Source organism: Burkholderia sp. E168m22 (assembly GCF_001319805.1).
GTDB lineage: Bacteria > Pseudomonadota > Gammaproteobacteria > Burkholderiales > Burkholderiaceae > Burkholderia > Burkholderia orbicola.
This window is the reverse complement of the sequence record NZ_BBSK01000019.1, coordinates 126077-147780: the sequence shown is the minus strand read 5'-3', so window position 1 is coordinate 147780 and position 21704 is coordinate 126077. Positions and strand designations below refer to the sequence as shown.

Sequence of the window (21704 nt, the reverse complement as noted above, 5' to 3'; positions counted from 1 at the left end):
GGGAGTCCAGGGAGAAGGAAACGGGAGGAAAGAGGCAGGAGGAAGGGATGCACGCATCCCTCCTCCGGTACGGACGCTTACTGGTAGCGGACCGTGAAGTTCGCGACGCCGTCGGCGGTACCCGGCGTCACGCCGGCTGCCGTCGCTTCGTACATCGCGGCGAAGCGCGCGGTGTTCGTGCCGTTCTGCAGCAGCGTCGGGGCCTTCTGCTCGGCGCCGTTGTCGAGGTATTCGCCCGACGCGGCTTGCAGGCGGATGCCGACGTTGGTGGCCGAACCGATCGTGGCGAGCAGCTTCGGCTGGCCGGCGCTCGACGTGCCCGTGAACGTGAAGTACGCGTTCTGCGCGATGCTGGTGTCGCAGTCGGTCAGCTTGATGTCGAACGACACCGGGTCCGACTTGTCGCCGGCTTGCTTGAACTTGTTGGTCGGCACCTTGCCGAGCTGCACGGTCTGGTTGACCGAGTTCGAGTCGATGCCGCATGCGCCCGCGACGATTTCGCCCGTGAAGTTGATCGTGCCGGTGCCCGCTGCGAAGGCCGAGGTGGACAGGGCCGCGAGTGCGACGGCGGACAGGATGGATTTTTTCATGACGTTTCCCGTAAGGAGTGCGATTGGAATGGACGACGTGGCGGACACAAACGGCAGCGCATGGTGGCTCCCGTCCGACACGAGGCGGCATTATCGAGATAACCGTGAAAGATTTCTGTAAATCATTGTCAAATGATTCTGACAATGTTCGATTCAGCCCTCTAAAACCTCATTCCTTCCCTTTAATTTTCAATCCAGGAATTTTTGTCCGCAGTCCTTTTTTATTTTCCGGAACCAATTGAAGATTAAGGGAATTTCTTGCCGATAATCGCCGCCATCCCGCTCTCCCTTGCCGGTATTGGCTTGTGCAGCCCCGCCACTCAAAAGACAAAACATTGTCCAACGCCGCCATCGTTGTCCGATTACAACGTGGATATCGATTCATTTTCAACTGACAGGAAATGAACGGCGACATTCATTCGATACGGATTTATCGCGCAAACGATTGCGAAAAGCATACAAACGTTTTACCGCGACATTTTGCCGCCGCCATTAATTCCAATACATTGATTAATTAGATCGTCAATTGCAGATATGCAGGCGCGGCCTCTGGAACGCGGCTGACATGCCGGATCGGGCGAGATGAAAAAGCGGAAGAAGTGCGGCACACGTTTGCGCCGACGGGCGGCACGATCGGTTTGCGGATGTGGATGCGGGTGCGGCGAAAGCCACCCTTTCGCGGTGCTGCTGGATGGGAACGCGACGAGCGGATGCGCTGAACAGCGAAAGGAAGCGCCGATGACGATCGGCGGTACGACGGGCAGCATGCCCTGTCGAAGCGGCGGTCGCACGTCGACGCGCGCGACCGCCGTCATGCCACCCGACACGCCGCGGCGTCGGGCGACGCATCGGCCGTCACGCGGAAGCCGCGGCCTCCGCCGTGGCCGGCGCCCAGCCGCCGCCGAGCGCGCGATACAGCGCGATCGCATTCGCCAGCCTGAGCTGCCTGAGCCGGATCAGCTCCTGCCCCGACTCGTACGTGCTGCGCTGCGCGTCGAGCAGTTCGAGATAGGTCGCGACACCACCCGCATAACGACGCTCCGCGAGCTTCAGCCGCGCGCCGTCCGCCGCATACACGTCCTGCTGCGCGGTCAGCTGCCGGTCGATCCAGTCGCGCGCGGCGAACGCATCGGCCACTTCGCGAAACGCGGTCTGCACTGCCTTCTCGTATTCGGCGACCGCAATGTCCTTGCGCGCGTGCGCAACGTCGAGGTTCGCGCGATTGCGTCCGCCCGCGAAGATCGGCAGCGTGATGCGCGGTGCGAACGTCCATACGCTCGTGCCGGCCGCGAACAGGTTCGAGAACGCGTCGCTCACCGAGCCGTAGTCGGTCGTCAACGCGATGCGCGGGAAGAACGCCGCGCGCGCCGCGCCGATGTTCGCGTTCGCGGCCTTCAGCCGCCCCTCGGCCTGCCGGATGTCCGGCCGCCGTTCGAGCAACTGGCTCGGCGCACCCGGCGCCACGGGCGCGATCGACAGCGTGTCAAGCGCGGTCGCGTCGTCGGGCACGTTGCGCGCGAAATCGCCCGCCAGCAGTTGCAGCGCGCGGACGGCCTGCGCATGCTCGCGCTGCAGCGCGGCTTGCGACGCGCGCGCGGACGCCACCAGCATCTCGGCCGAACGCAGCTCGATCGCGTCGCTCGTGCCGGCGGCATAGCGGCGTTGCGTGAGCGCGGCCATCCGCTCGCGCGCATCGAGCGTGCGCTGGGCGAGCGCCAGTTGCTCGTGCAACGATCGTTCGGAAACGTATGCGCCCGCCACTTCGGCGATCACGCCGATGCGGACCGTGCGCTGCGCATCGGCCGTCGCGAAATAATCGGCGAGCGCCGCCTCGGACAGGCTGCGCACGCGGCCGAACAGGTCGAGCTCGTACGTGCTGACGCCGACACCCGCGCGATACAGCCCGCTGATCGCGCTTTCGCGCACGACCGGGTCGTACTGGCGCGCGCGTTCATAGCCGAGATTCGCATCGACCGACGGCATCCGGTCCGCGCGCTGCACGCCGTACAGCGCACGTGCCTCCTCGAGCCGGCCGGCGGCGATCCGTAGGTCGCGGTTGTTCGCGAGCGCCGCGTCGATCCACGCCTGCAGCGCCGGATCGGTGAAATACGCATGCCAGTCGTCGAGCAGCGCGGCATCCTGCGCGGTGGCCGGTTCGGCGGCCGGCGTCGTGCCGCCGTCGACCGGCGTATAGGTCGCCGGCACCGGCGCGGCCGGACGCTCGTAACGCGGCGCGAGCGAACACCCGGCGAGCGCGAGCGCGGCGGCCAGCGCGAGCGGTGCCCGCAGCGCGCCACGTGCATTCAGCGCAAACATCATGGTTGCGAACCCTCCATCGTCGTCGGCTGCGCCCCACCGCGCCGGCGCGGGCCGACGTCGAACAGGCGGCCGACGATCACGAAAAACAGCGGGACGAGGAACACCGCGAGCACGGTCGCCGTGATCACGCCGCCGAGCACGCCGGTGCCGATCGCCATCTGCGCGCCGGACGCGGCGCCCGACGCGAACGCGAGCGGCAGCACGCCGACGCCGAACGCGAGCGACGTCATCACGATCGGCCGCAGCCGCAGGCGCGCGGCCTCGAGCGCGGCGTCGACGAGCGACATGCGCTGCGCGACGAGATCCTTCGCGACCTCGACGATCAGGATCGCGTTCTTCGCGGACAGCCCGATCGTCGCGATCAGTCCCACCTTGAAATAGATGTCGTTCGGCATCGCGCGCAGCGTCACGCCGAGCACCGCGCCGATCACGCCGAGCGGGACGACCAGCATCACCGCGAACGGAATCGACCAGCTCTCGTAGAGCGCCGCGAGCGCGAGGAACACGACGAGCACCGACAGCGCGAACAGCATCGGCGCCTGCGCGCCCGACAGCAGCTCCTCGAACGACTGCCCCGACCACGCATAGCCGATGCCGGCCGGCAGCTTCGCGGCGATCCGCTCGATCGCGCTCATCGCCTCGCCGCTGCTGTGGCCGGCCGCGGCCGAGCCGTTGATCGTGAACGACGGATAGCCGTTGTAGCGCGTGAGCTGCGGCGGCCCGAGCGTCCAGTGCAGCGTCGTGAACGCCGCGAGCGGCACCATCTCGCCGCGCGCGTTGCGCACGCGCAGCTTCTTCACGTCGTCCGGATCAAGCCGGTGCCGCCCGTCGGCCTGCACCATCACGCGCCGCACCTGCGTGCCGTGCATGAAGTCGCCGATATAGTCGGAGCCGAACATCACCGCGAGCGTCGTGTTGATCTCGTCCATCGACACGCCGAGCGCGGACGCCTTCGCGCGATCGATGTCGAGCTTCAGTTGCGGCGCGTCCTGCGTGCCCGCGAACATCAGGTCGGTGAGCGCGCGATCCTTGCCGCCCGCCGCGAGCAGTTGCTCGCGCGCGGCGCTGAACGTCGCGTAGTCGAGCCCGCCGCGGTTCTGCAGCCGGAAGTCGAAGCCGCTCGACGAACCGAGATCGGGCAGCGCCGGCGAGTTCATCGCGAACACCGTCGTGTTCGGCGTGCCCGCGAAGCGCTCGTTGATGCGCGCGACGATCGACTGCACGTGATCGCGCGTGGCCTTGCGTTCCTTCCAGTTCTTCAGCGTGACGAAGATCATCCCGCCGTTCGGCCCTTCGCCGTACAGGTTGAAGCCGCCGAGCGCATACGTATAGGCGGTCGGCTCGTCGCGACGGATGGCCGACTCGACCGCGCGCACGCTCTGCATCGTCTCCGCGAGCGGCGTGCCTTGCGGGCGAATCACCATCACCATGAAGTTGCCCTGGTCCTCGTCCGGCAGGAACGCGGTCGGCAGTTGCGTGAGCATCAGCGCGGCCGCCGCGGTCAGCGCGCCGTACACGACGAGCCAGCGCACCGGCTTCTTCAGCATCGCGCCGACCCGCGTCGCGTAGCGCTGCGTCGCCCGCGCGACGAAGCGGTTGAACCCGCCGAAGAAGCCGCGCTTCTCGTGATGGTCGCCCGACACCGGCTTGAGCAGCGTCGCGCACAGCGCGGGCGTCAGCGACAGCGCGAGGAACGCCGAGAAGCCGATCGACACCGCGAGCGACAGCGCGAACTGCCGGTAGATGTTGCCCACCGCGCCGCCGAAGAACGCCATCGGCACGAACACCGACGTCAGCACCACGGTGATCCCGACGATCGCGCCGCTGATCTGCTTCATCGCCTTGACGGTCGCGTCGTATGGCGCGAGCCCTTCCTCGACCATCAGCCGCTCGACGTTCTCGACGACGACGATCGCGTCGTCGACGAGGATGCCGATCGCGAGCACCATCCCGAACATCGTCAGCACGTTGATCGAGAAGCCGGCCGCATACATCACGCCGAACGTGCCCGCGAGCGCGACCGGCACGACGAGCGTCGGAATCAGCGTCGCGCGCAGGTTCTGCATGAACAGGAACATCACGAGGAACACCAGCACGCCGGCCTCGATCAGCGTCGTGACGACCTTGTTCATCGACACGCGCACGAACGACGACGTCTCGTACGGGATCTGGTATTTCACGCCGGGCGGGAAGTACCTGGACAACTCGTCCATCGTGGCGCGCACGCGCTTCTCGGTGGACACCGCGTTCGAGCCCGGCGCGAGCTTGATGCCCATCCCGGTCGCGACCTTGCCGTTCACGTACGACGGATAGTTGTAGTCGTTGCCGCCGAACTCGATGCGCGCGACGTCGCGCAGGAACAATGCGGAGCCGTCGGGTTGCGCACGCAGCGCGATCGCCCCGAAATCGGCCGGCGTCTTCAGCGGTGCGTCCGCGAACACCGTCGCCGCGATCGGCGCGCTGTCCGGCACCGCGCTGCGGCCGATGTCGCCTATCGTCACGCGCGCGTTGTGCGCACGCACGGCCGATGCGATGTCCGACGCGGTGAGGCCGTGCCCGGCCAGCTTCACGGGGTCCGGCCAGATCCGCATCGCATATTCGGCGCCCCAGAACTGCACCTTGCCGACACCCTCGACGCGGCGCAGCGCCTGCACCACGTTCGCCGACGCGTATTCGCCGAGCTGCACGTCGGTCATCCGGCCGTCGTCGGAGGTCAGCGACACGACGAGCTGGATGTTGTCGGCGGCCTTCTCGACCTGGATGCCGTCGCGGCGCACCGGCTCGGGCAGGCGCGCATCGACCGTCTTCAGCCGGTTCTGCACTTCGACGGCCGCGAGATCGGCGTTCACGCCCTGCTTGAACGTCAGGTACAGCGATGCAGCCCCCGCGCTGCTCGTCGCGGACGTATACAGCAGCCCCGGCGCGCCGTTCATCTCGCGCTCGATCAGCGCGGTCACCGATTCCTCGACGACTTGCGCGGACGCGCCCGGATACGTCGCATAGATGCTGACGACGGGCGGCGCGATGTCCGGGTACTGCGCGACGGGCAGCGCGCGGATCGCGAACAGGCCGCCCAGCATGATGAAGATGGCGATCACCCACGCGAAGACGGGGCGATCGATGAAGAAACGTGCCATGTTGGTTTGAACCGGTCAGGTTTGACGGGCGGCCGCCTGCGAAGCGGCCGCTGCCGGCGCCGCCTTCGACGGCGGCGCTTTTTCGACGGGCTTGACGGCCGTATCGGGCGCGAACTGCGCGGCGTCGTCGACGATCACGCGCTCGCCGCCCGCGAGGCCGCGCGTGATGCGCCAGTCACGGCCGCTCATCTGGTCGGCCGTGACCTCGACGTCCTTGACCTTGCCGTTCGCGCCGACGACCCGCACCGACGTCCGGTCGGCGGTGCGCAGCAGCGCGTCGCGCGGCACCAGGATCGCCCGCTGGTCGACCGCCGTGTCGAGCGCGATCCGCACGTACGCGCCCGGCAGCAGCTCGCGCTCCGGATTGGGGAACAGCGCGCGCATCGCGACGGTGTCGGTGGTCGGATCGACCGCGAGATCGCTGAACAGCAGCTTGCCCTTCAGCGGATACGCGGTGCCGTCGGCGCGCAGCAGCGTCACCGCGACGTCGTGCTGCGCGATGCCCGTCGCGCGCCCGCTCTTCACCGCGCGACGCAAGGCGTCGACGTCGGCGGCCGGCTGCGAGAAGTTCACGTAGATCGGATCGAGCTGCTCGACGGTCGTGAGCGGCGTCGCCTGGTCCTGGCCGACGAGCGCGCCCTCGGTCACGAGCGCGCGCCGTGCGCGGCCCGCGATCGGCGCGGTGACGGTCGCGTAATCGAGCTGCAACTGCGCGCGCGCGAGTTCGGCCTTCGCGGATGCCACCTCGGCCTTCGCCTGCGTATCGGCCGCGACGGCTTCGGTATGGTCGCGCTCGCTCACCGCGCGGTCGCGCACGAGATCGTCGTAACGGCGGCGCTTGTCGGTCGCCGCGAGCGCGGCGGCCTGCGCCTTCGCGAGCGCGCCCTGCGCGGCGTCGCGTGCGGCCTTCAGCGGCGCAGGATCGATGCGGAACAGCACCGCGCCCTGCTTCACTTCCTGGCCTTCCTCGTAGGTGCGTGCGATGACGATGCCCGCGACCCGCGCGCGGACTTCCGCCTGCCGGTAGGCGTCGAGCCGGCCCGGCAGTTCGACAGTCATCGGCACGGCCGTCGGGCGCACCGTCACGACGGTGGCCTGCTTCGCGGTCTCCGGCGCGGCATCCTTGTCGCCCTTTCCGCATCCGGCCACGGCCAACAGGGCCGCGAGCGCGAACGGCGCCAGCCGCATGCGGCGCCACTGGGTGCGTTTGTTATTCATGTTCTGACCTCGGATCATTCGCCGCCGATACAATGCGGCGGCTCAGGGTGGCCGATTATAATCAGTCACGACTGATTAAATACGCGCGCTTTCAATCTGGCTGACACACTGTCTCAATAAAACGACAGCGAACTGTAAGGAATTTCACGACATGGCCCGCAAGACCCGGGAAGAATCGCTCGCCATCAAGCACCGGATCCTCGACGCCGCCGAGCTCGTGCTGCTCGAAAGAGGCGTCGCGCAAACCGCGATGGCGGACCTCGCCGAGGCCGCCGGGATGTCGCGGGGCGCCGTCTACGGCCACTACCGCAACAAGATGGAAGTGTGTCTGGCGATGTGCGACCGCGCGTTCGCGCGCACGTCGGAAGGGTTCGACGCGGGCGACGGCCTGCCGCCGTTCGCGACGCTGCGGCGTGCCGCGTCGCACTATCTGCAGGAATGCGGCGAGCCTGGCCCGATGCAGCGCGTGCTCGTGATTCTCTATACGAAGTGCGAGCAAAGCGAGGAGAACGGCGCGCTGCAGCGGCGCCGCATGCTGCTCGAGCTGCAGATGCTGCGGATCACGAAGGCGCTGCTGCGTCGCGCGATCGCCGCCGGCGAACTTGCCGTCGATCTCGACGTGCACCTCGCCGCCGTCTATCTCGTGTCGCTGCTCGAAGGCGTGTTCGCGTCGATGATCTGGACCAACCGGTTGCGCGGCAACCTGTGGAACGACGCCGAGGCGATGCTCGACGCCGGCTTCGACGCCGTGCGCACCTCCGCCGCTCTGCGCCGACGCGCGCAAAAATTGCCGGACTGACGAGAATCGTCGTAACAAATGCTGATTTAACCCGACTTACCGCACTGCGAAACGAACGAGCTGACCCTCTTTAAAATTTTTAACGTTTCGCGGAACATCGGTAGACTGACGCTGTCATCTTTCTTTAGCGTCTTCGTGATAACCGGGTTCGACCCGGTATGCACGCCGCCGTTCGAAGCGGGCACTGCCCCGCAGGTTGGGTCGAACGGAAACGACACAGGCCCCTGGCGGGGCCTGTTTTGTTGCACGCCCGCCGCCCGCCCCGTCGCCGTTTGACGGTGCGCCGCCGGCGGCCCCCGCCCACACCCCTTTGAACCGCTTTCCTGGATGTGGACACCTTGGTCAAGTCCGTCGCAACCCCTGATGCCGTCGCACCCGGTCGCGCGCAGCGCGTCGTGCGCACGCTCGTGCCGGCCGCCGTGCTCGGCGCCCTCGCCGCATTCGGCCTCGCCGCCGCGTTGCCGGCCGTGTCGCAACTGCCGGGCGCCGTCGATTCAGGCACGGCCGCGCTGCCGCAGCGCGTGCTGTCCGATACGCCGTTTCCCACCGCGCAGCATTTCGTGACGAGCGAGCTCGCCCGCACGATCGGCGAGCGCAACGAACACCTCGATCGCAATGACCGCAGTGTGCAGCCGGGCCTGTTCGCGCCGCTCAGCGCGCATCGCAACGACATGCTCGGCTATACGAGCCTGTTTCAGTTCGCGGCGCCCGACCACCAGCAAGGCATGCGCGCGGGCGACATCGAACTCACGCTGTCCGATACGCTGAACCGTCTCGACGTGCCGCCCGAAGTGCGCATCCAGCTCGGCGATCTCGTCACCGGCAAGGTCGCGATGCGCGCGAGTGCGCAGCGCGGCGACTATTACCGCGTCGCGTTCGACACGAACGACGGCACGCCGCGCCTCACCGCGCTCGAGCTGCGCGTCGCCGGCCGCACGTTCGGCGCGATCTGGTTCCGCGCGCCGGGCGCCGAGCACGGTGCGTACTACGCGCTCGACGGCTCGCCGCTCGAAGCCGCCGCATTCACGATGCCGGTCAAGTGGACGCGTATCAGTTCGTTCTTCGGCGAGCGCATCCATCCGCTGTCGCAGGCGATGGCGTTTCATACGGGCGTCGATCTCGCCGCACCGAGCGGCACGCCGGTCGATGCGGCCGCCGACGGCGTCGTGTCGTTCGTCGGCACCGATCCGGGCGGCTATGGGCGCTATGTGATCGTCGATCATGCGGATGGCTATTCGACCTACTACGCGCACCTGTCCGCGTTCGCTCGCGGGCTCAAGACCGGCGAAACGGTGAAGCAGGGGCAACGTATCGGCTCGGTCGGGATGACGGGCGCGGCGACCGGCCCGCACCTGCATTTCGAGGTGCGGGTCGCGAACGATCCGGTCGACCCGCTCGTCACGCTGGCCAGCGCGCAGAGGGCGCTGTCGGACATGCAGCTCACCGCGTTCCGCCAGGAAGCCGCGCAATGGCGCTTGCACCTCGCATCGATCAGCACCACGCCGTTCGCGTTCGCGCAGAACGACGGCCCGCTGTGGGGCGATTTCGCGACCGGCCCGTCGACGCTGCGCGCGGTGTTCGATACGCACTACAGCGCGTCCTGACGCTGACGTCCTGAAGCGTCCGGGCACCTCAGCCTCATCGGCACCACCGCACGCGTCGCCGCTCGAATGACGGCGACGCAGCCCGCTGCGGATGGTCGCACATCATCCATCTTCATCACTGAAGCACACGCACGCCTCGCACGCCTCGCACGCGTGCTCGCCGGCCCACCGTTACCGCGCGGGTTCCGTGCGCTCGGCCGTCGCCTGCGCCGCACGTTGCGTGCGCGGCCCCCGCGACAGCAACCACCGCGCTCCTCCATCGAGCGACGTGCACAGCACCAGATAGATCAGCGCGACGAACAGGAAGATCGGCGCCGGATACACCATCAGCCGGTTGTTCACCTGCGTTGCGATGAACGACAGCTCCGGCACGCCGACGATATACGCGAGCGACGTGTCCTTCACGAGCGCGACCCACTGGTTGACGAACGACGGCGTCATGATCCGGATCGCCTGCGGCAGCAGCACGTAGCGCACCGTCTGCCAGCGCGTGAGCCCGAGCGACAGCCCGGCCTGCCATTGACCGTCGCCCGCCGCGACGATCCCCGCATGCACCGCATGCGCGAGATACGCGCCGCCGATCAGCGCCAGCGCGCACACGACCGTCGCGAGCCCCGGCACATCCATGTGCAACAGCACGGGCATCAGGAAATACGTCCAGAAGATCAGCATCAGCACCGGAATCGCGCGGAAGAAGCCGATGAACGCGAGCAGCAGCACACGCGCCGGGCCGCGCGCCAGCGCCATCGCGATGCCGAGCGCCACGCCGAGCACGGCCGACGCGATCGCGGATGCAAGCGCCAGCACCAGCGACAGCGCGGCGCCGCCGAGCGGGCCGTCCGGAAACGCGCCGACGAGCAGGTACGGCAGGTTCGAAAGCAGCAGCGAAAGGTCCATCGTCAGCGCCCTGCTCCGAGCCGGTCGCGCCATTGCGTGGCTGCATACGCACCGGCCTCGATCGCGGCCACCGCCGCGATATATAGCAGGGTCGCGACGCCGAACGCGGCGAACGTCTGGAACGTCTCCGTCTCGACCTGCCGCGACGCATACGACAGCTCGGCGACGCCGATCGCCATCGCGAGCGACGAGTTCTTCACGAGATTCATGTATTGGCCGAACAGCGGCGGCAGCGCGATGCGCACGGCCTGCGGCAGCACCACGTAGCGCAGCGACTGCATCGGCGTGAGGCCGAGCGCGGCCGCCGCATCGTGTTGCGCGCGCCGCACGCCGCGCAGGCCGGCTTCGCATTCCTCGGCGACGAAGGCAGCCGTATAGGCGCTCAAGCCGACCCAACCCGCCACGAATTCGAACGACGGCCACGCGAGCGTGAACGGGCCCACGCTCACCGCATGGCGCGCATTGAGCCACGCGATCCACGTTTCGGGCAGCAACGACGCGACACCGAAATACCAGAACAGCAACTGCACGAGCAGCGGCGTGTTGCGAAACGCGACGACGTACGCGGCGGCGGCCGCGCGCGGCGTCTTGCCGCGCGCATGCCGCATCACGGCGAGCAGCAGCCCGCCGACGGTCGCGGCGACGGCCGACGCGGCCGCGAGGCCGAGTGTCAGCAGGAAGCCCTGCCAGAGCCAGGACAGATATTTGGGAGCCAACCCGAGCATGCTGGGGAGCGCGCACGACGCGCGCGGTCGGATGAAAACGAAAAGCGCCGCGCGGCCGAGGTTCCGGCCAAACGCGGCGCGCGTGCGGCAGCGATCAGGTCTTGTCGCCGATCCGGAAAATGCGCGTGAGCGGCGTTTTCGTCGTCGGCCCGAACCATGCGTCGTAGATCTGCGTCGCGCGGCCGTTCGCCTCGAGCCCCTTCAGCGTGTCGTTGACGAAGCCGAGCAGGCGCGTCTCGCCCTTCGGCACGCCGACGCCCATGTAGTCGTTCGAGATCGTGAACGCCGGGATCTCGTAGTTCTGCTTGTCGGGCACGTTCGCGAGCAGGCCGATCAGCTTCGGGCCGTCCTGCGTGATGGCCTGCACGTTGCCGGCGCGCAGCGCGGCGAACGCGAACGGCGTGTCGTCGTACGCGACGATCGTGGCCTTCGGGAATTTCTCGCGCAGCGTGATCTCGTTGGTCGTGCCCTTGTCCGCGCCGACGCGCAGGCCGTTCAGCTGGTCGGCCGATTTCAGCACGCCCTTCTTCGCGAGAAACTGCTGGCCCGACGAGAAATACGGGATGCTGAAGTCGACCTGTTTCGCGCGCTCATCGGTGATCGTGAAGTTCGCGAGCACGAGGTCGACCTTGCCGGAGGTGAGGAACGGGATGCGGTTCGCGGGGTTGGTCGGTTGGAGCTGCAGCTTCACGCCGAGCTTGTCCGCGAGCGCCTTCGCGTAATCGACGTCGAGACCGACGATGTGGTTGCTTTTCGCGTCGACATAACCGAACGGCGGATTGCTGTCGAACGTCGCGACGCGCAGCACCCCGGCCTTCTTGATGTCGTCGAGACGGTCCGCATGGGCGACGGTGCCTGCGGTAACGAGCGCGACCCCGACGAGCCACGTAGCGAGCGTGTTGATTTTCATGAGCACGACCTGATTTGTTATGGAGGCCGCCGCGGATCGCGCGGCGGCACGGTTCGAAGAACATCGTGACGAAGTGTGTCGTCGCGAAGCCGCTAACGTATCAGTGCGTGCGGCGAATCCGAACCAACAATTGGTGCTTTGCTCAGCGGGTTTCGTGATGAGGCAGGCGGGCTGCGGGCACGCATTGCCGCCGCGCAAAAAAAGACGCCCGCTGCAAGCAGCGGGCGCGAATCCCAGTCAAGGAGGTGTCACACGAACTACGCAGTCAGATTAAGGAAATCGCGCGCCACGGACAACGAATCGATTTCCATATCGATATGACGCGGCGCGCTCATGCCGGCACTTCGCGGGTCGAACAGTGGATGCCGCCGCGCACGTCATCGCACGCCGCAAAAAAAACGTCCCGCCAACCGGCGGGACGTTCGTCATGATGCGAGTACGCGCCACGCGCGACCGATCACGGCTCGTGGCGCAGGTACCCTTCCTTGCTCGGATCGCGCATCCGCCACGACACGATCAGCGAGATCGCGCACAGCACGGTCACGTACCAGTAGAACGTTTCCTCGCTGCCGATCGACTTGAACCACAGCGCGACGTACTCGGCCGAACCGCCGAAGATCGCGTTCGCGACCGCATACGACAGGCCCACGCCCATCGCGCGCACTTCCGGCGGAAACATCTCGGCCTTGATCAGGCCGCTGATCGACGTGTAGAAGCTGACGATCGCCAGCGCAACCGTGATCAGCACGAACGCGGCCACCGGGCTCGTCACGCCCTTCAGCGCATGCATCAGCGGCACCGTGCCGATCACCGCGAACGAACCGAACAGGATCATCGACGTGCGGCGGCCGATCTTGTCCGACAGCGCGCCGAACACCGGCTGCATCAGCATGTAGACGAGCAGCGCGACGGTCATCACGTTGCTGGCCGTCTTCGCGTGCATGCCGGCCGTGTTCACGAGGTACTTCTGCATGTACGTCGTGAACGTGTAGAAGATCAGCGAGCCGCCGGCCGTGAAGCCGACCACCGTGAAGAACGCGCCCTTGTGCTGCCACACGCCGCGGATCGTGCCGGCGTCCTTCTTGTCGCGCGATGCGCTCGTCGACGTCTCGTCGAGCGATTTGCGCAGGTACAGCGAAATCAGCGCGGCCGCCGCGCCGACCACGAACGGAATGCGCCAGCCCCACGCTTTCAGCTCGCCGGCCGACAGCGTCTGCTGCAGGATCACGAGCACCAGCAGCGCGCACAGCTGGCCGCCGATCAGCGTCACGTACTGGAACGACGCGAAGAAGCCGCGACGGCCCTTCAATGCCACTTCACTCATGTAGGTCGCGCTCGTCCCGTATTCGCCGCCCACCGACAGGCCCTGGAACAGGCGCGCGACCAGCAGCAGCGCCGGCGCGAGCGCGCCGATCTGCGCATAGGTCGGCAGCACCGCGATCACGAGCGACCCGCCGCACATCATCAGCACCGAGATCATCATCGCCGCGCGACGGCCGTGCCGGTCGGCGATGCGGCCGAACAGCCAGCCGCCGATCGGACGCATCAGGAAGCCGGCCGCGAACACGCCGGCCGTGTTCAGCAGCTGCGTCGTCGTGTTGCCGCTCGGGAAGAATGCCGGCGCGAAGTACAGCGCGCAGAACGAGTAGATGTAGAAGTCGAACCACTCGACGAGGTTGCCCGATGAGGCGCCGACGATGGCGAACACGCGCCGCCGGGTGTCTTGCGCGGACAGCGCAGCTTGGTCGGTCTGGACGTCCATGGGTTGGTCTGTTCCTTTTAGTGCTTTCTGGGCGAGACGGCTGGGGCCGCCGCGTGCGGTCGCACGTGGCACCGGTTCCGGCGCACGGCGCTACGGGATTTTAGCGAAATGTAAAGTAACAAGCGCCCCGGGTTCGTCCCGATGTAGAAAATTTTTCTCCCGGCGCGCGTTCGTCATATGAAAACGCCAGCCCGCAGGCTGGCGTCCGATGCAAACATTTCCGGCGTGCGGCGATCACACGCGCACTTCCGGCGGCACGTAGCGGCACTCGTAGCGCTTGCGCACGGTGCCGGCCTCGTCGACGCTTTCCAGGTACACGTCGAACTGCCAGAGCCGCGCCATGTGCTTGAGCACTTCCTCGCTGTCGTTCGACAGGTGGCGGTTGTCGGTCATGAAGTGGCGCAGCGTGAGGCTGCGGTCGCCGCGGGTGTTGACGGCCCACACCTGGATGTTCGGCTCGCGGTGATGGATGTCGTACTGCCGCGACAACGCCTGCCGCACGTACTGGTAGCCGGAATCGTCGTGGATCGCCGATACCTCGAGCGAATCGCGCATGTCGTCGTCGAGCACCGAGAAGAGCCGCATTTCGCGAATCAGGTTCGGCGACAGGTACTGCGCGATGAAGCTCTCGTCCTTGAAGTTGCGCATCGCGTAGTGCATCGCCGGCAGCCACGGCGTGCCCGCGATCTCCGGAAACCACTTGTAGTCTTCCTCCGTCGGCGCTTCGCAGATCCTTCGGATGTCGCTCATCATCGAGAAACCGAGCGCATACGGGTTGATCCCGCTGTAGTACGGCTTCGTGACGGGCGGCTGGTAGACCACGTTGCTGTGCGAATGCAGGAACTCCATCATGAAGCCGTCTTCCAGCTTGCCCTGGTTGTACAGCGTATTGAGCAGTGTGTAGTGCCAGAACGTCGCCCAGCCTTCGTTCATCACCTGCGTCTGCCGCTGCGGATAGAAATACTGGCCGATCTTGCGCACGATGCGGATCACTTCCCGCTCCCACGGTTCGAGCAGCGGCGCATTCTTTTCCGCGAAATACAGCAGGTTCTCCTGCGGCTCGGACGGATAGCGGTCGTCCTGCTCCTCCGTCAGCTCGGGCTTCTTGCCCGGCAGCGTACGCCAGAGTTCGTTCACCTGCGACTGCAGGTACGCCTCGCGCTCGCGCCGCAGCGCCGCTTCCTTCGACAGCGACGGTTTCTGCGGCCGCTTGTAGCGGTCGACGCCGTAGTTCATCAACGCATGGCACGAGTCGAGCAGTTCCTCGACGCGATCGAGGCCGTAGCGCTCCTCGCATTCCGCGACGTAGTTCTTCGCGTACACGAGGTAATCGATGATCGCGTGCGCGTCGGTCCACAGCCGGAACAGGTAGTTGCCCTTGAAGAACGAGTTGTGCCCGTACGCCGCGTGCGCGATGACGAGCGCCTGCATCGTCATCGTGTTCTCTTCCATCAGATACGCGATGCACGGATTCGAATTGATGACGATTTCGTAGGCGAGGCCCATCTGGCCGCGACGATAGCTCTTCTCGGTCGCGAGAAAGTGCTTGCCGAACGACCAGTGACGGTAGTTGACGGGCATCCCGACCGACGCATACGCATCCATCATCTGCTCGGCGCTGATCAGTTCGAGCTGGATCGGGTAGATGTCGAGCTCGTATTGTTCGGCGACCTGCGAGATGTGCGTGTCGTATTCCTCGAGCAATTCGAACGTCCAGTCGGACGGGCACGGCAACGGCTTGCGTTCGGCAACGTTCATACGCGCTTCCTTTTGCCCGGAACCGGGCAAGTCGGCGGCCGGCGGCGGCGGTTCGGCCTGCCCGCGTTGCTGCGGTGCGGCAGGGCCGGCCGTGTCGTCGCCGGAAGGGCGCGGCGCGTAGCCGCGCGACTCGTTGTGCAGATGGCGGGTCGTCATGACATTTCCACCTGCTTTTCGAACAATTCGCGAAACACCGGGTAAATGTCCGCAGCCGATTCCACTTTTTTCATCGCGAGATGCGGTTGCGACAAGGCCAGTTGCGCGTATTCCAGCCACAGATTCTGCTCTTCCGGCGCGACCTGGATATACGCGAAGTAACGCGTCTTGGTGAGGATATCCTCTTCCAGGATTTTGCGACACTTGGGCGAATCGTCAGTCCAGTTGTCGCCGTCGGACGCCTGCGCGCCGTAGATGTTCCACTCGGTCGGCGAGTAGCGCTCGTCCATCACCTTGCGCATCAGTTCGAGCGCGCTCGACACCACCGTGCCGCCGCTTTCGGTCGAATGGAAGAAGGTGTCCTCGTCGACTTCCTCGGCACGCGTGTGGTGGCGAATGAACACCACTTCGATGCGCTCGTAGTTGCGCTTGAGGAACAGATAAAGCAGGATGAAGAAGCGCTTCGCGAGATCCTTGCGCTGCTCGTCCATCGAGCCCGACACGTCCATCAGGCAGAACATCACGGCCTGGCTCGACGGTTGCGGCTGCTTCACGCGGTTGATGTAGCGCAGGTCGAACGGATCGATGAACGGAATCCGCCAGATGCGCCCTTTCAGGTGATGAATCTCGGCCTCGAGCGTCGCGATTTCCGCGCGGCGGTCCTCGGGGTCGCTCTTCAGCGCTTCGAGCTGGGCCTCGAGCTCGCGCAGCTCGTTGACGAGCGGCGAGCCGAGCGCGATGCGCCGGCCGAGCGCGCTGCGCAGCGAACGCACGACGTCGATGTTGTTCGGCGTGCCTTCCGCCGACCAGCCCGCGCGCACGTTCTTCCAGCTCGGCACCGTCAGCAGGTGCGTCTTCACGAGGCGCGGCAGTTCGAGATCGTCGAAGAAATACTGCATGAACTCGTCGCGCGACAGCTCGAACACGAAGTCGTCCTGCCCTTCGCCCTCGTTGCTCGCCTGACTGCCGCCGCCGCCCGAGCCGCCCTGCGGGCGCGGGATCTTGTCGCCGCGCACGTAGTCCTCGTTGCCGGGGTGCACGTATTCGCGACGTCCGCCCGGCGCGTGCCGGAAATTCGGCTCCGCGATGTCCTTGCGCGGGATCGTGATGCTCTGCGTGCTCTGGATATCCTTGATGCTACGGTCGCGCACCGCGTCGGACACGGCACGACGAATGTAGTTCTTGACGCGACGCAGAAAGCGTTCGCGATTGGCGATGCTCTTGTTCTTGCCGGCCAGCCTGCGGTCGATGATTTGATGAAGCACTCCCGGTCTCCCGCTCGAAAGTCGATCTGCCGGGGCACTCGCCGCGCATGCCGTCTGCCGTCATGCGGGCGGCGCCTCTGAAAGCGCCCGCACGGACTCGCCGTACGGGCGCGATACCGCGCGTGTCATGACGACTTGCGCACGCGCAGGTACCAGTCGCAAAGGAGCCTCACTTGCTTCGGCGTATAGCCCTTCGCGACCATCCGGTTCACAAAGTCCTCATGCTTGCGCTGCTCCTCCGCCGAACCCTTCGCGTTGAACGAAATGACCGGCAACAGTTCCTCGGTATTCGAGAACATCTTCTTCTCGATCACGACGCGCAACTTCTCGTAGCTCGTCCACACGGGGTTCTTGCCGGCGTTCGCCGCCCGTGCGCGCAACACGAAGTTCACGATTTCGTTGCGGAAATCCTTCGGATTGCTGATCCCGGCCGGCTTCTCGATCTTCTCCAGCTCCGCGTTCAGCGCGGCGCGATCGAAGCTCTCGCCGGTATCGTGATCGCGGAATTCCTGATCCTGGATCCAGAAGTCCGCATACGTGACGTAGCGATCGAAGATGTTCTGCCCGTATTCCGAATACGACTCGAGATACGCGGTCTGAATCTCCTTGCCGATGAACTCCGCGTACCGCGACGCGAGCACGTCCTTCACGAACGACAGGTACTTCTGCTCCGTTTCCGGCGGGAACTGCTCGCGTTCGATCTGCTGTTCGAGCACGTACATCAGGTGCACCGGGTTCGCCGCGACCTCGCTCGTATCGAAGTTGAACACGCGCGACAGGATCTTGAACGCGAAGCGGGTCGACACGCCGGTCATCCCTTCGTCCACGCCCGCGTAGTCGCGATACTCCTGGTACGACTTCGCCTTCGGATCGGTGTCCTTCAGGTTTTCGCCGTCGTACACCTGCATCTTCGAGAACAGGCTCGAATTCTCCGGCTCGTGCAGACGCGACAGCACCGAGAACTGCGACATCATCTTCAGCGTGCCCGGCGCGCAGACGGCCTCGGCGAGCGACGAATTGCGGATCAGCTTCTCGTAGATCTTGATCTCTTCCGACACGCGCAGGCAGTACGGCACCTTCACGACGAAGATCCGGTCGAGCAGTGCCTCGTTGTTGCGGTTGTTGCGGAACGCCTTCCACTCCGACTCGTTCGAGTGCGCGAGAATCACGCCGTCGAACGGAATCGCGCCGAAACCTTCGGTGCCCTTGAAGTTGCCTTCCTGCGTGGCGGTCAGCAGCGGGTGCAGCACCTTGATCGGCGCCTTGAACATTTCGACGAATTCGAGCAGGCCCTGGTTCGCCAGGCACAGGCCGCCCGAGTAGCTGTACGCGTCGGCATCGTCCTGCGCATACTGTTCGAGCTTGCGGATATCGACCTTGCCGACCAGCGACGAGATGTCCTGATTGTTCTCGTCGCCCGGCTCCGTCTTCGCGATGCCGACCTGCCGCAGGATCGACGGAAAGCGGCGCACCACGCGGAACTGGCGGATGTCGCCGTTGTATTCGTGCAGGCGCTTGACGGCCCACGGACTCAGGATGCTCTTCAGGTAGCGGCGCGGAATGCCGTACTGTTCCTCGAGGATCGGACCATCCTCGTCGTAGTCGAACAGCCCGAGCGGCGATTCGTTGACGGGCGAACCCTTCAGCGAATAGAACGGCACGCGCTCCATCAGTTGCTTCAGGCGCTCGGCGATCGACGACTTGCCGCCGCCCACCGGGCCCAGCAGATAGAGGATCTGCTTCTTCTCTTCAAGACCTTGCGCAGCGTGGCGGAAATATGCGACCACCTGCTCGATCACCTCCTCCATTCCGTAGAACTCACGGAATGCCGGATACACCTTGATGACCTTGTTCGCGAAGATCCGCGACAGGCGCGGGTCGTTGCGGGTATCGATCTGTTCAGGTTCCCCGATTGCTTCCAGCATGCGTTCACCAGCCGTCGCGTACGCGGATGGATCGTTCTTGCAGAGCGCGAGATACTCCTCCAGCGAGAGCTCTTCCTCTCGCGTTTTTTCGAAGCGGTTCGCGAAGCTGCTGTAAATATCCATGCTACCTCCCTCGCCTGAGTCTGAAGACGTGCCTGCCTTCGTATGACTGCGCAGAAGCAAGCGCGTTCGAATTCATCCTAAACCCTTTCTTATTTTTTTTCACGAACTCTTCGTATGAAGTTCGTCATTCTCGACAACACCGCTTGGACAACGCATTTCGTCGTTTTACAATCGACCTCCCGAGCCGCAGAAACTGCATCCGCCGCGTCTCGTCGAACATCGAAACGTCTCGTGCGTTGGACATCTCCGACGTCGCCACTTCCTCCCCTCATCCCTATACGTTCGAGCGGTCGCGCGCGATGACACACCGCGCGCACCGTTACAAATTTTTTTCGCAGTCCCTTACGGACATACCCGTACGACGAACGCGGGAACGTGACGTGCACGCAGCGCGTCGCCGCGTATGCGTCGGTGCGCGACGCAGGTGACGATGCACGATCGATCGTCCGTGCTGTCACATTTGCCCATCGCGGAAACGACGACGCCCGCGGATCGCGGGCGTCGTTCGTCACCAAATGGGGATAGATACGCAGTGCCTGAAGATCAGAACGTCTCCCAGTCGTCGCCGCCGGCGGTCGCGACTGCCGGCGCGGGAGCGGCGGATGCGGCGGCGGGCTTGCGCGCCGGCGTCGCGGCGGGTGCGCGTTTCGGCGCGGCGTCGCGTTCGACGCGCGCCGCAGCCGGTGCTGCGGGCGCCGCAGCCGGCGCGGAAGGTGCACGCGGCGCTTGACGCGCCACCGCAACGACGGTGCCCGCGCGTGCTGCTTCGTCGTCGAGCTGGAATACCGCCGCCGTTTCGCGCAGGCGGGCCGCCTGTTCCTCGAGCGACTGCGCGGCGGCCGCCGCTTCCTCGACGAGCGCGGCATTCTGCTGCGTGACCTCGTCCATCTGCGCGACCGCGCGCGCCACCTGGTCGATTCCGCTGCTCTGCTCCTCGGAGGCCGCCGCGATCTCGCCCATGATGTCCGTCACGCGCTGGACCGCGCCGATCACGTCGCTCATCGTGCGCCCGGCTTCGTCGACCAGCGTCGAGCCCGTCCGGATACGCTCCACCGACGCGTCGATCAGCGCCTTGATTTCCTTCGCCGCGCTCGACGAACGCTGCGCGAGGCTGCGCACTTCGCCGGCGACCACCGCGAAGCCGCGGCCTTCCTCGCCCGCCCGCGCGGCTTCGACGGCCGCATTCAGCGCAAGAATGTTGGTCTGGAACGCGATTCCCTCGATGATCGCGATGATGTCGGCGATTTTGGCCGAGCTGTCGTTGATTTCGCCCATCGTGCCGACCACCTGGCCGACCACCGTATTGCCCTTGTTTGCAATGTCGGACGCATTCGCGGCCAGCGAGCTTGCCTGGCGCGCATTGTCGGCATTCTGCTTCACCGTGCCCGTCAGTTGCTCCATGCTCGACGCGGTTTCCTGCAGCGCAGCGGCCTGTTCCTCGGTGCGCGACGACAGGTCGGTGTTGCCGGCCGCGATCTGGCGGGCTGCGGTCGCGATCGACTCGCTACCGCCGCGCACGGTGCGCACCGTGTCGACGAGCCCGCGCTGCATCCTCGCGAGGCCTTCCAGCATCTGGCCCATCTCGTCGCGCCGGTCGACGACGATCGGCCGGCGCAAGTCGCCTGCGGCGATCGCGTCGAAATGCGACAGCGCGTCGGCGATCGGGCGGCCGATCGCGCGGCTCAGCGTCAGCCACGACAGCACCGCGGCGCCGATGCCGGCCAGCAGCACCACGATCGACAGCACGCGCATCGTCTCGAATACCGATTCCGCCTGATCGAAGCGCGCCTGCGCATTGGTGAACTGGAAGCTGCGCAGCGCTTCACCGGCCACGGCCAGATCGTTATAGCGGGCCTGGAGCTGCTTCGCGCCGCCGCCGATCTGGTCGTGATCGCCCGTCCCGATCGCCATCGCGAACGCGTCGCAACTGTCCTGCAGCGCCTTGCGCCGGGCGGCGACGTCCTGTGCGAGCCGGTCTTCCTCCGTGCCACGCGGCAGCGCGAGGTATTTCTGCCACCATGCGTCGGACTGCCCACGCATCGCACGGCTGCGCTCGATGGCGGCCGTGGAATCCGGCGTGCCGACCAGCAGCGCCGCCCGGTCGAGTGCGAGACGCTCGCGTGCGGCGAACACCTCCGCAACCGCCACGTTGACCGCGCTCGGCATCTGGTTCGTGAAAATCTCGCGCGTCGAATCGTTCGCACGCGTCATCCCGTACAGACCGAGCACGCCGGTGACACCCAGCAGTACCGCCAGAAACGCCATCGTCAAACCGATGCGCGCACGAATCGTCAGGTTCCTGAACACCATCATCCATCCTGTGTTGCGTCGTCATGAACGGGCCGGGCCCGTTGGCTCGAAGCATTGCTTCGCTTGATTTATTTACGACCGCGCGACGCACAACTTGACGGATTTCAGACCATTTTTTCGAATTATTAGTCTGAACATTACAAATCGCTGAACAAAATGGCGTAAATTCGGGCCAGTTCGACAACGGAAGGAAAAAGACCGGCGAG

Annotated in this window: 15 protein-coding genes; 2 read left to right on the top strand and 13 right to left on the bottom strand. The window is 65.7% G+C overall.

Annotated features, from left to right (window positions below):
• Window positions 1-77: 77 nt before the first annotated feature.
• The 5 genes from AP428_RS05710 to AP428_RS05695 all read right to left on the bottom strand — a co-directional run bounded on the left by AP428_RS05710 (window position 78) and on the right by AP428_RS05695 (window position 7264).
• Window positions 78-590, bottom strand: coding sequence for a fimbrial protein (locus AP428_RS05710; protein WP_011545365.1), 513 nt, complete (start codon window positions 588-590; stop codon window positions 78-80).
• A gap of 467 nt (window positions 591-1057) precedes the next feature.
• A complete protein-coding gene (locus AP428_RS34740; RefSeq protein ID WP_226133410.1) occupies window positions 1058-1357 on the bottom strand; it encodes a hypothetical protein in 300 nt (99 codons plus the stop codon).
• Between the two features lie 88 nt (window positions 1358-1445).
• The gene (locus AP428_RS05705; protein WP_054927816.1) at window positions 1446-2906 is read right to left on the bottom strand and encodes an efflux transporter outer membrane subunit; all 1461 of its coding nucleotides are present in this window, start codon (window positions 2904-2906) and stop codon (window positions 1446-1448) included.
• Window positions 2906-6046, bottom strand: coding sequence for a multidrug efflux RND transporter permease subunit (locus AP428_RS05700; protein ID WP_054927800.1), 3141 nt, complete (start codon window positions 6044-6046; stop codon window positions 2906-2908). The genes AP428_RS05705 and AP428_RS05700 overlap by 1 nt, the downstream gene beginning before the upstream one ends.
• Before the next feature lie 15 nt (window positions 6047-6061).
• Entirely contained in the window at window positions 6062-7264 is a 1203-nt protein-coding gene (locus tag AP428_RS05695; protein ID WP_011545361.1) for a MexX/AxyX family multidrug efflux RND transporter periplasmic adaptor subunit, read from the bottom strand.
• A 151-nt stretch (window positions 7265-7415) separates the two neighbouring features.
• Between AP428_RS05695 and AP428_RS05690 the strand changes: the two genes are divergently transcribed.
• Both AP428_RS05690 and AP428_RS05685 read left to right on the top strand, forming a co-directional pair.
• On the top strand, window positions 7416-8063 hold the full coding sequence (locus AP428_RS05690; protein ID WP_011694295.1) for a TetR family transcriptional regulator: 648 nt from the start codon (window positions 7416-7418) through the stop codon (window positions 8061-8063).
• A gap of 338 nt (window positions 8064-8401) precedes the next feature.
• On the top strand, window positions 8402-9667 hold the full coding sequence (locus AP428_RS05685) for a M23 family metallopeptidase (RefSeq protein WP_011694294.1): 1266 nt from the start codon (window positions 8402-8404) through the stop codon (window positions 9665-9667).
• A 171-nt stretch (window positions 9668-9838) separates the two neighbouring features.
• Here AP428_RS05685 and AP428_RS05680 read toward each other — a convergent pair whose 3' ends face one another.
• The 8 genes from AP428_RS05680 to AP428_RS05645 all read right to left on the bottom strand — a co-directional run bounded on the left by AP428_RS05680 (window position 9839) and on the right by AP428_RS05645 (window position 21498).
• A complete protein-coding gene (locus AP428_RS05680) occupies window positions 9839-10564 on the bottom strand; it encodes an amino acid ABC transporter permease (RefSeq protein WP_011545358.1) in 726 nt (241 codons plus the stop codon).
• 2 nt (window positions 10565-10566) lie between these two features.
• Entirely contained in the window at window positions 10567-11289 is a 723-nt protein-coding gene (locus AP428_RS05675; RefSeq protein WP_011545357.1) for an amino acid ABC transporter permease, read from the bottom strand.
• A gap of 94 nt (window positions 11290-11383) precedes the next feature.
• Entirely contained in the window at window positions 11384-12199 is an 816-nt protein-coding gene (locus tag AP428_RS05670; protein WP_006476062.1) for an ABC transporter substrate-binding protein, read from the bottom strand.
• 457 nt (window positions 12200-12656) lie between these two features.
• A complete protein-coding gene (locus AP428_RS05665; protein WP_011545356.1) occupies window positions 12657-13961 on the bottom strand; it encodes an MFS family transporter in 1305 nt (434 codons plus the stop codon).
• A gap of 234 nt (window positions 13962-14195) precedes the next feature.
• Window positions 14196-15875, bottom strand: a complete 1680-nt coding sequence (locus tag AP428_RS05660; RefSeq protein WP_011694280.1) for a SpoVR family protein — start codon at window positions 15873-15875, stop codon at window positions 14196-14198.
• Window positions 15872-17140, bottom strand: coding sequence for a YeaH/YhbH family protein (locus tag AP428_RS05655; protein ID WP_006476064.1), 1269 nt, complete (start codon window positions 17138-17140; stop codon window positions 15872-15874). The genes AP428_RS05660 and AP428_RS05655 overlap by 4 nt, the downstream gene beginning before the upstream one ends.
• Window positions 17141-17265: 125 nt before the next feature.
• A complete protein-coding gene (locus AP428_RS05650; RefSeq protein WP_006476065.1) occupies window positions 17266-19188 on the bottom strand; it encodes a PrkA family serine protein kinase in 1923 nt (640 codons plus the stop codon).
• 543 nt (window positions 19189-19731) lie between these two features.
• Window positions 19732-21498: a methyl-accepting chemotaxis protein gene (locus tag AP428_RS05645; protein WP_054927815.1), complete on the bottom strand. Its 1767-nt coding sequence runs from the start codon at window positions 21496-21498 to the stop codon at window positions 19732-19734.
• Window positions 21499-21704: the final 206 nt, after the last annotated feature.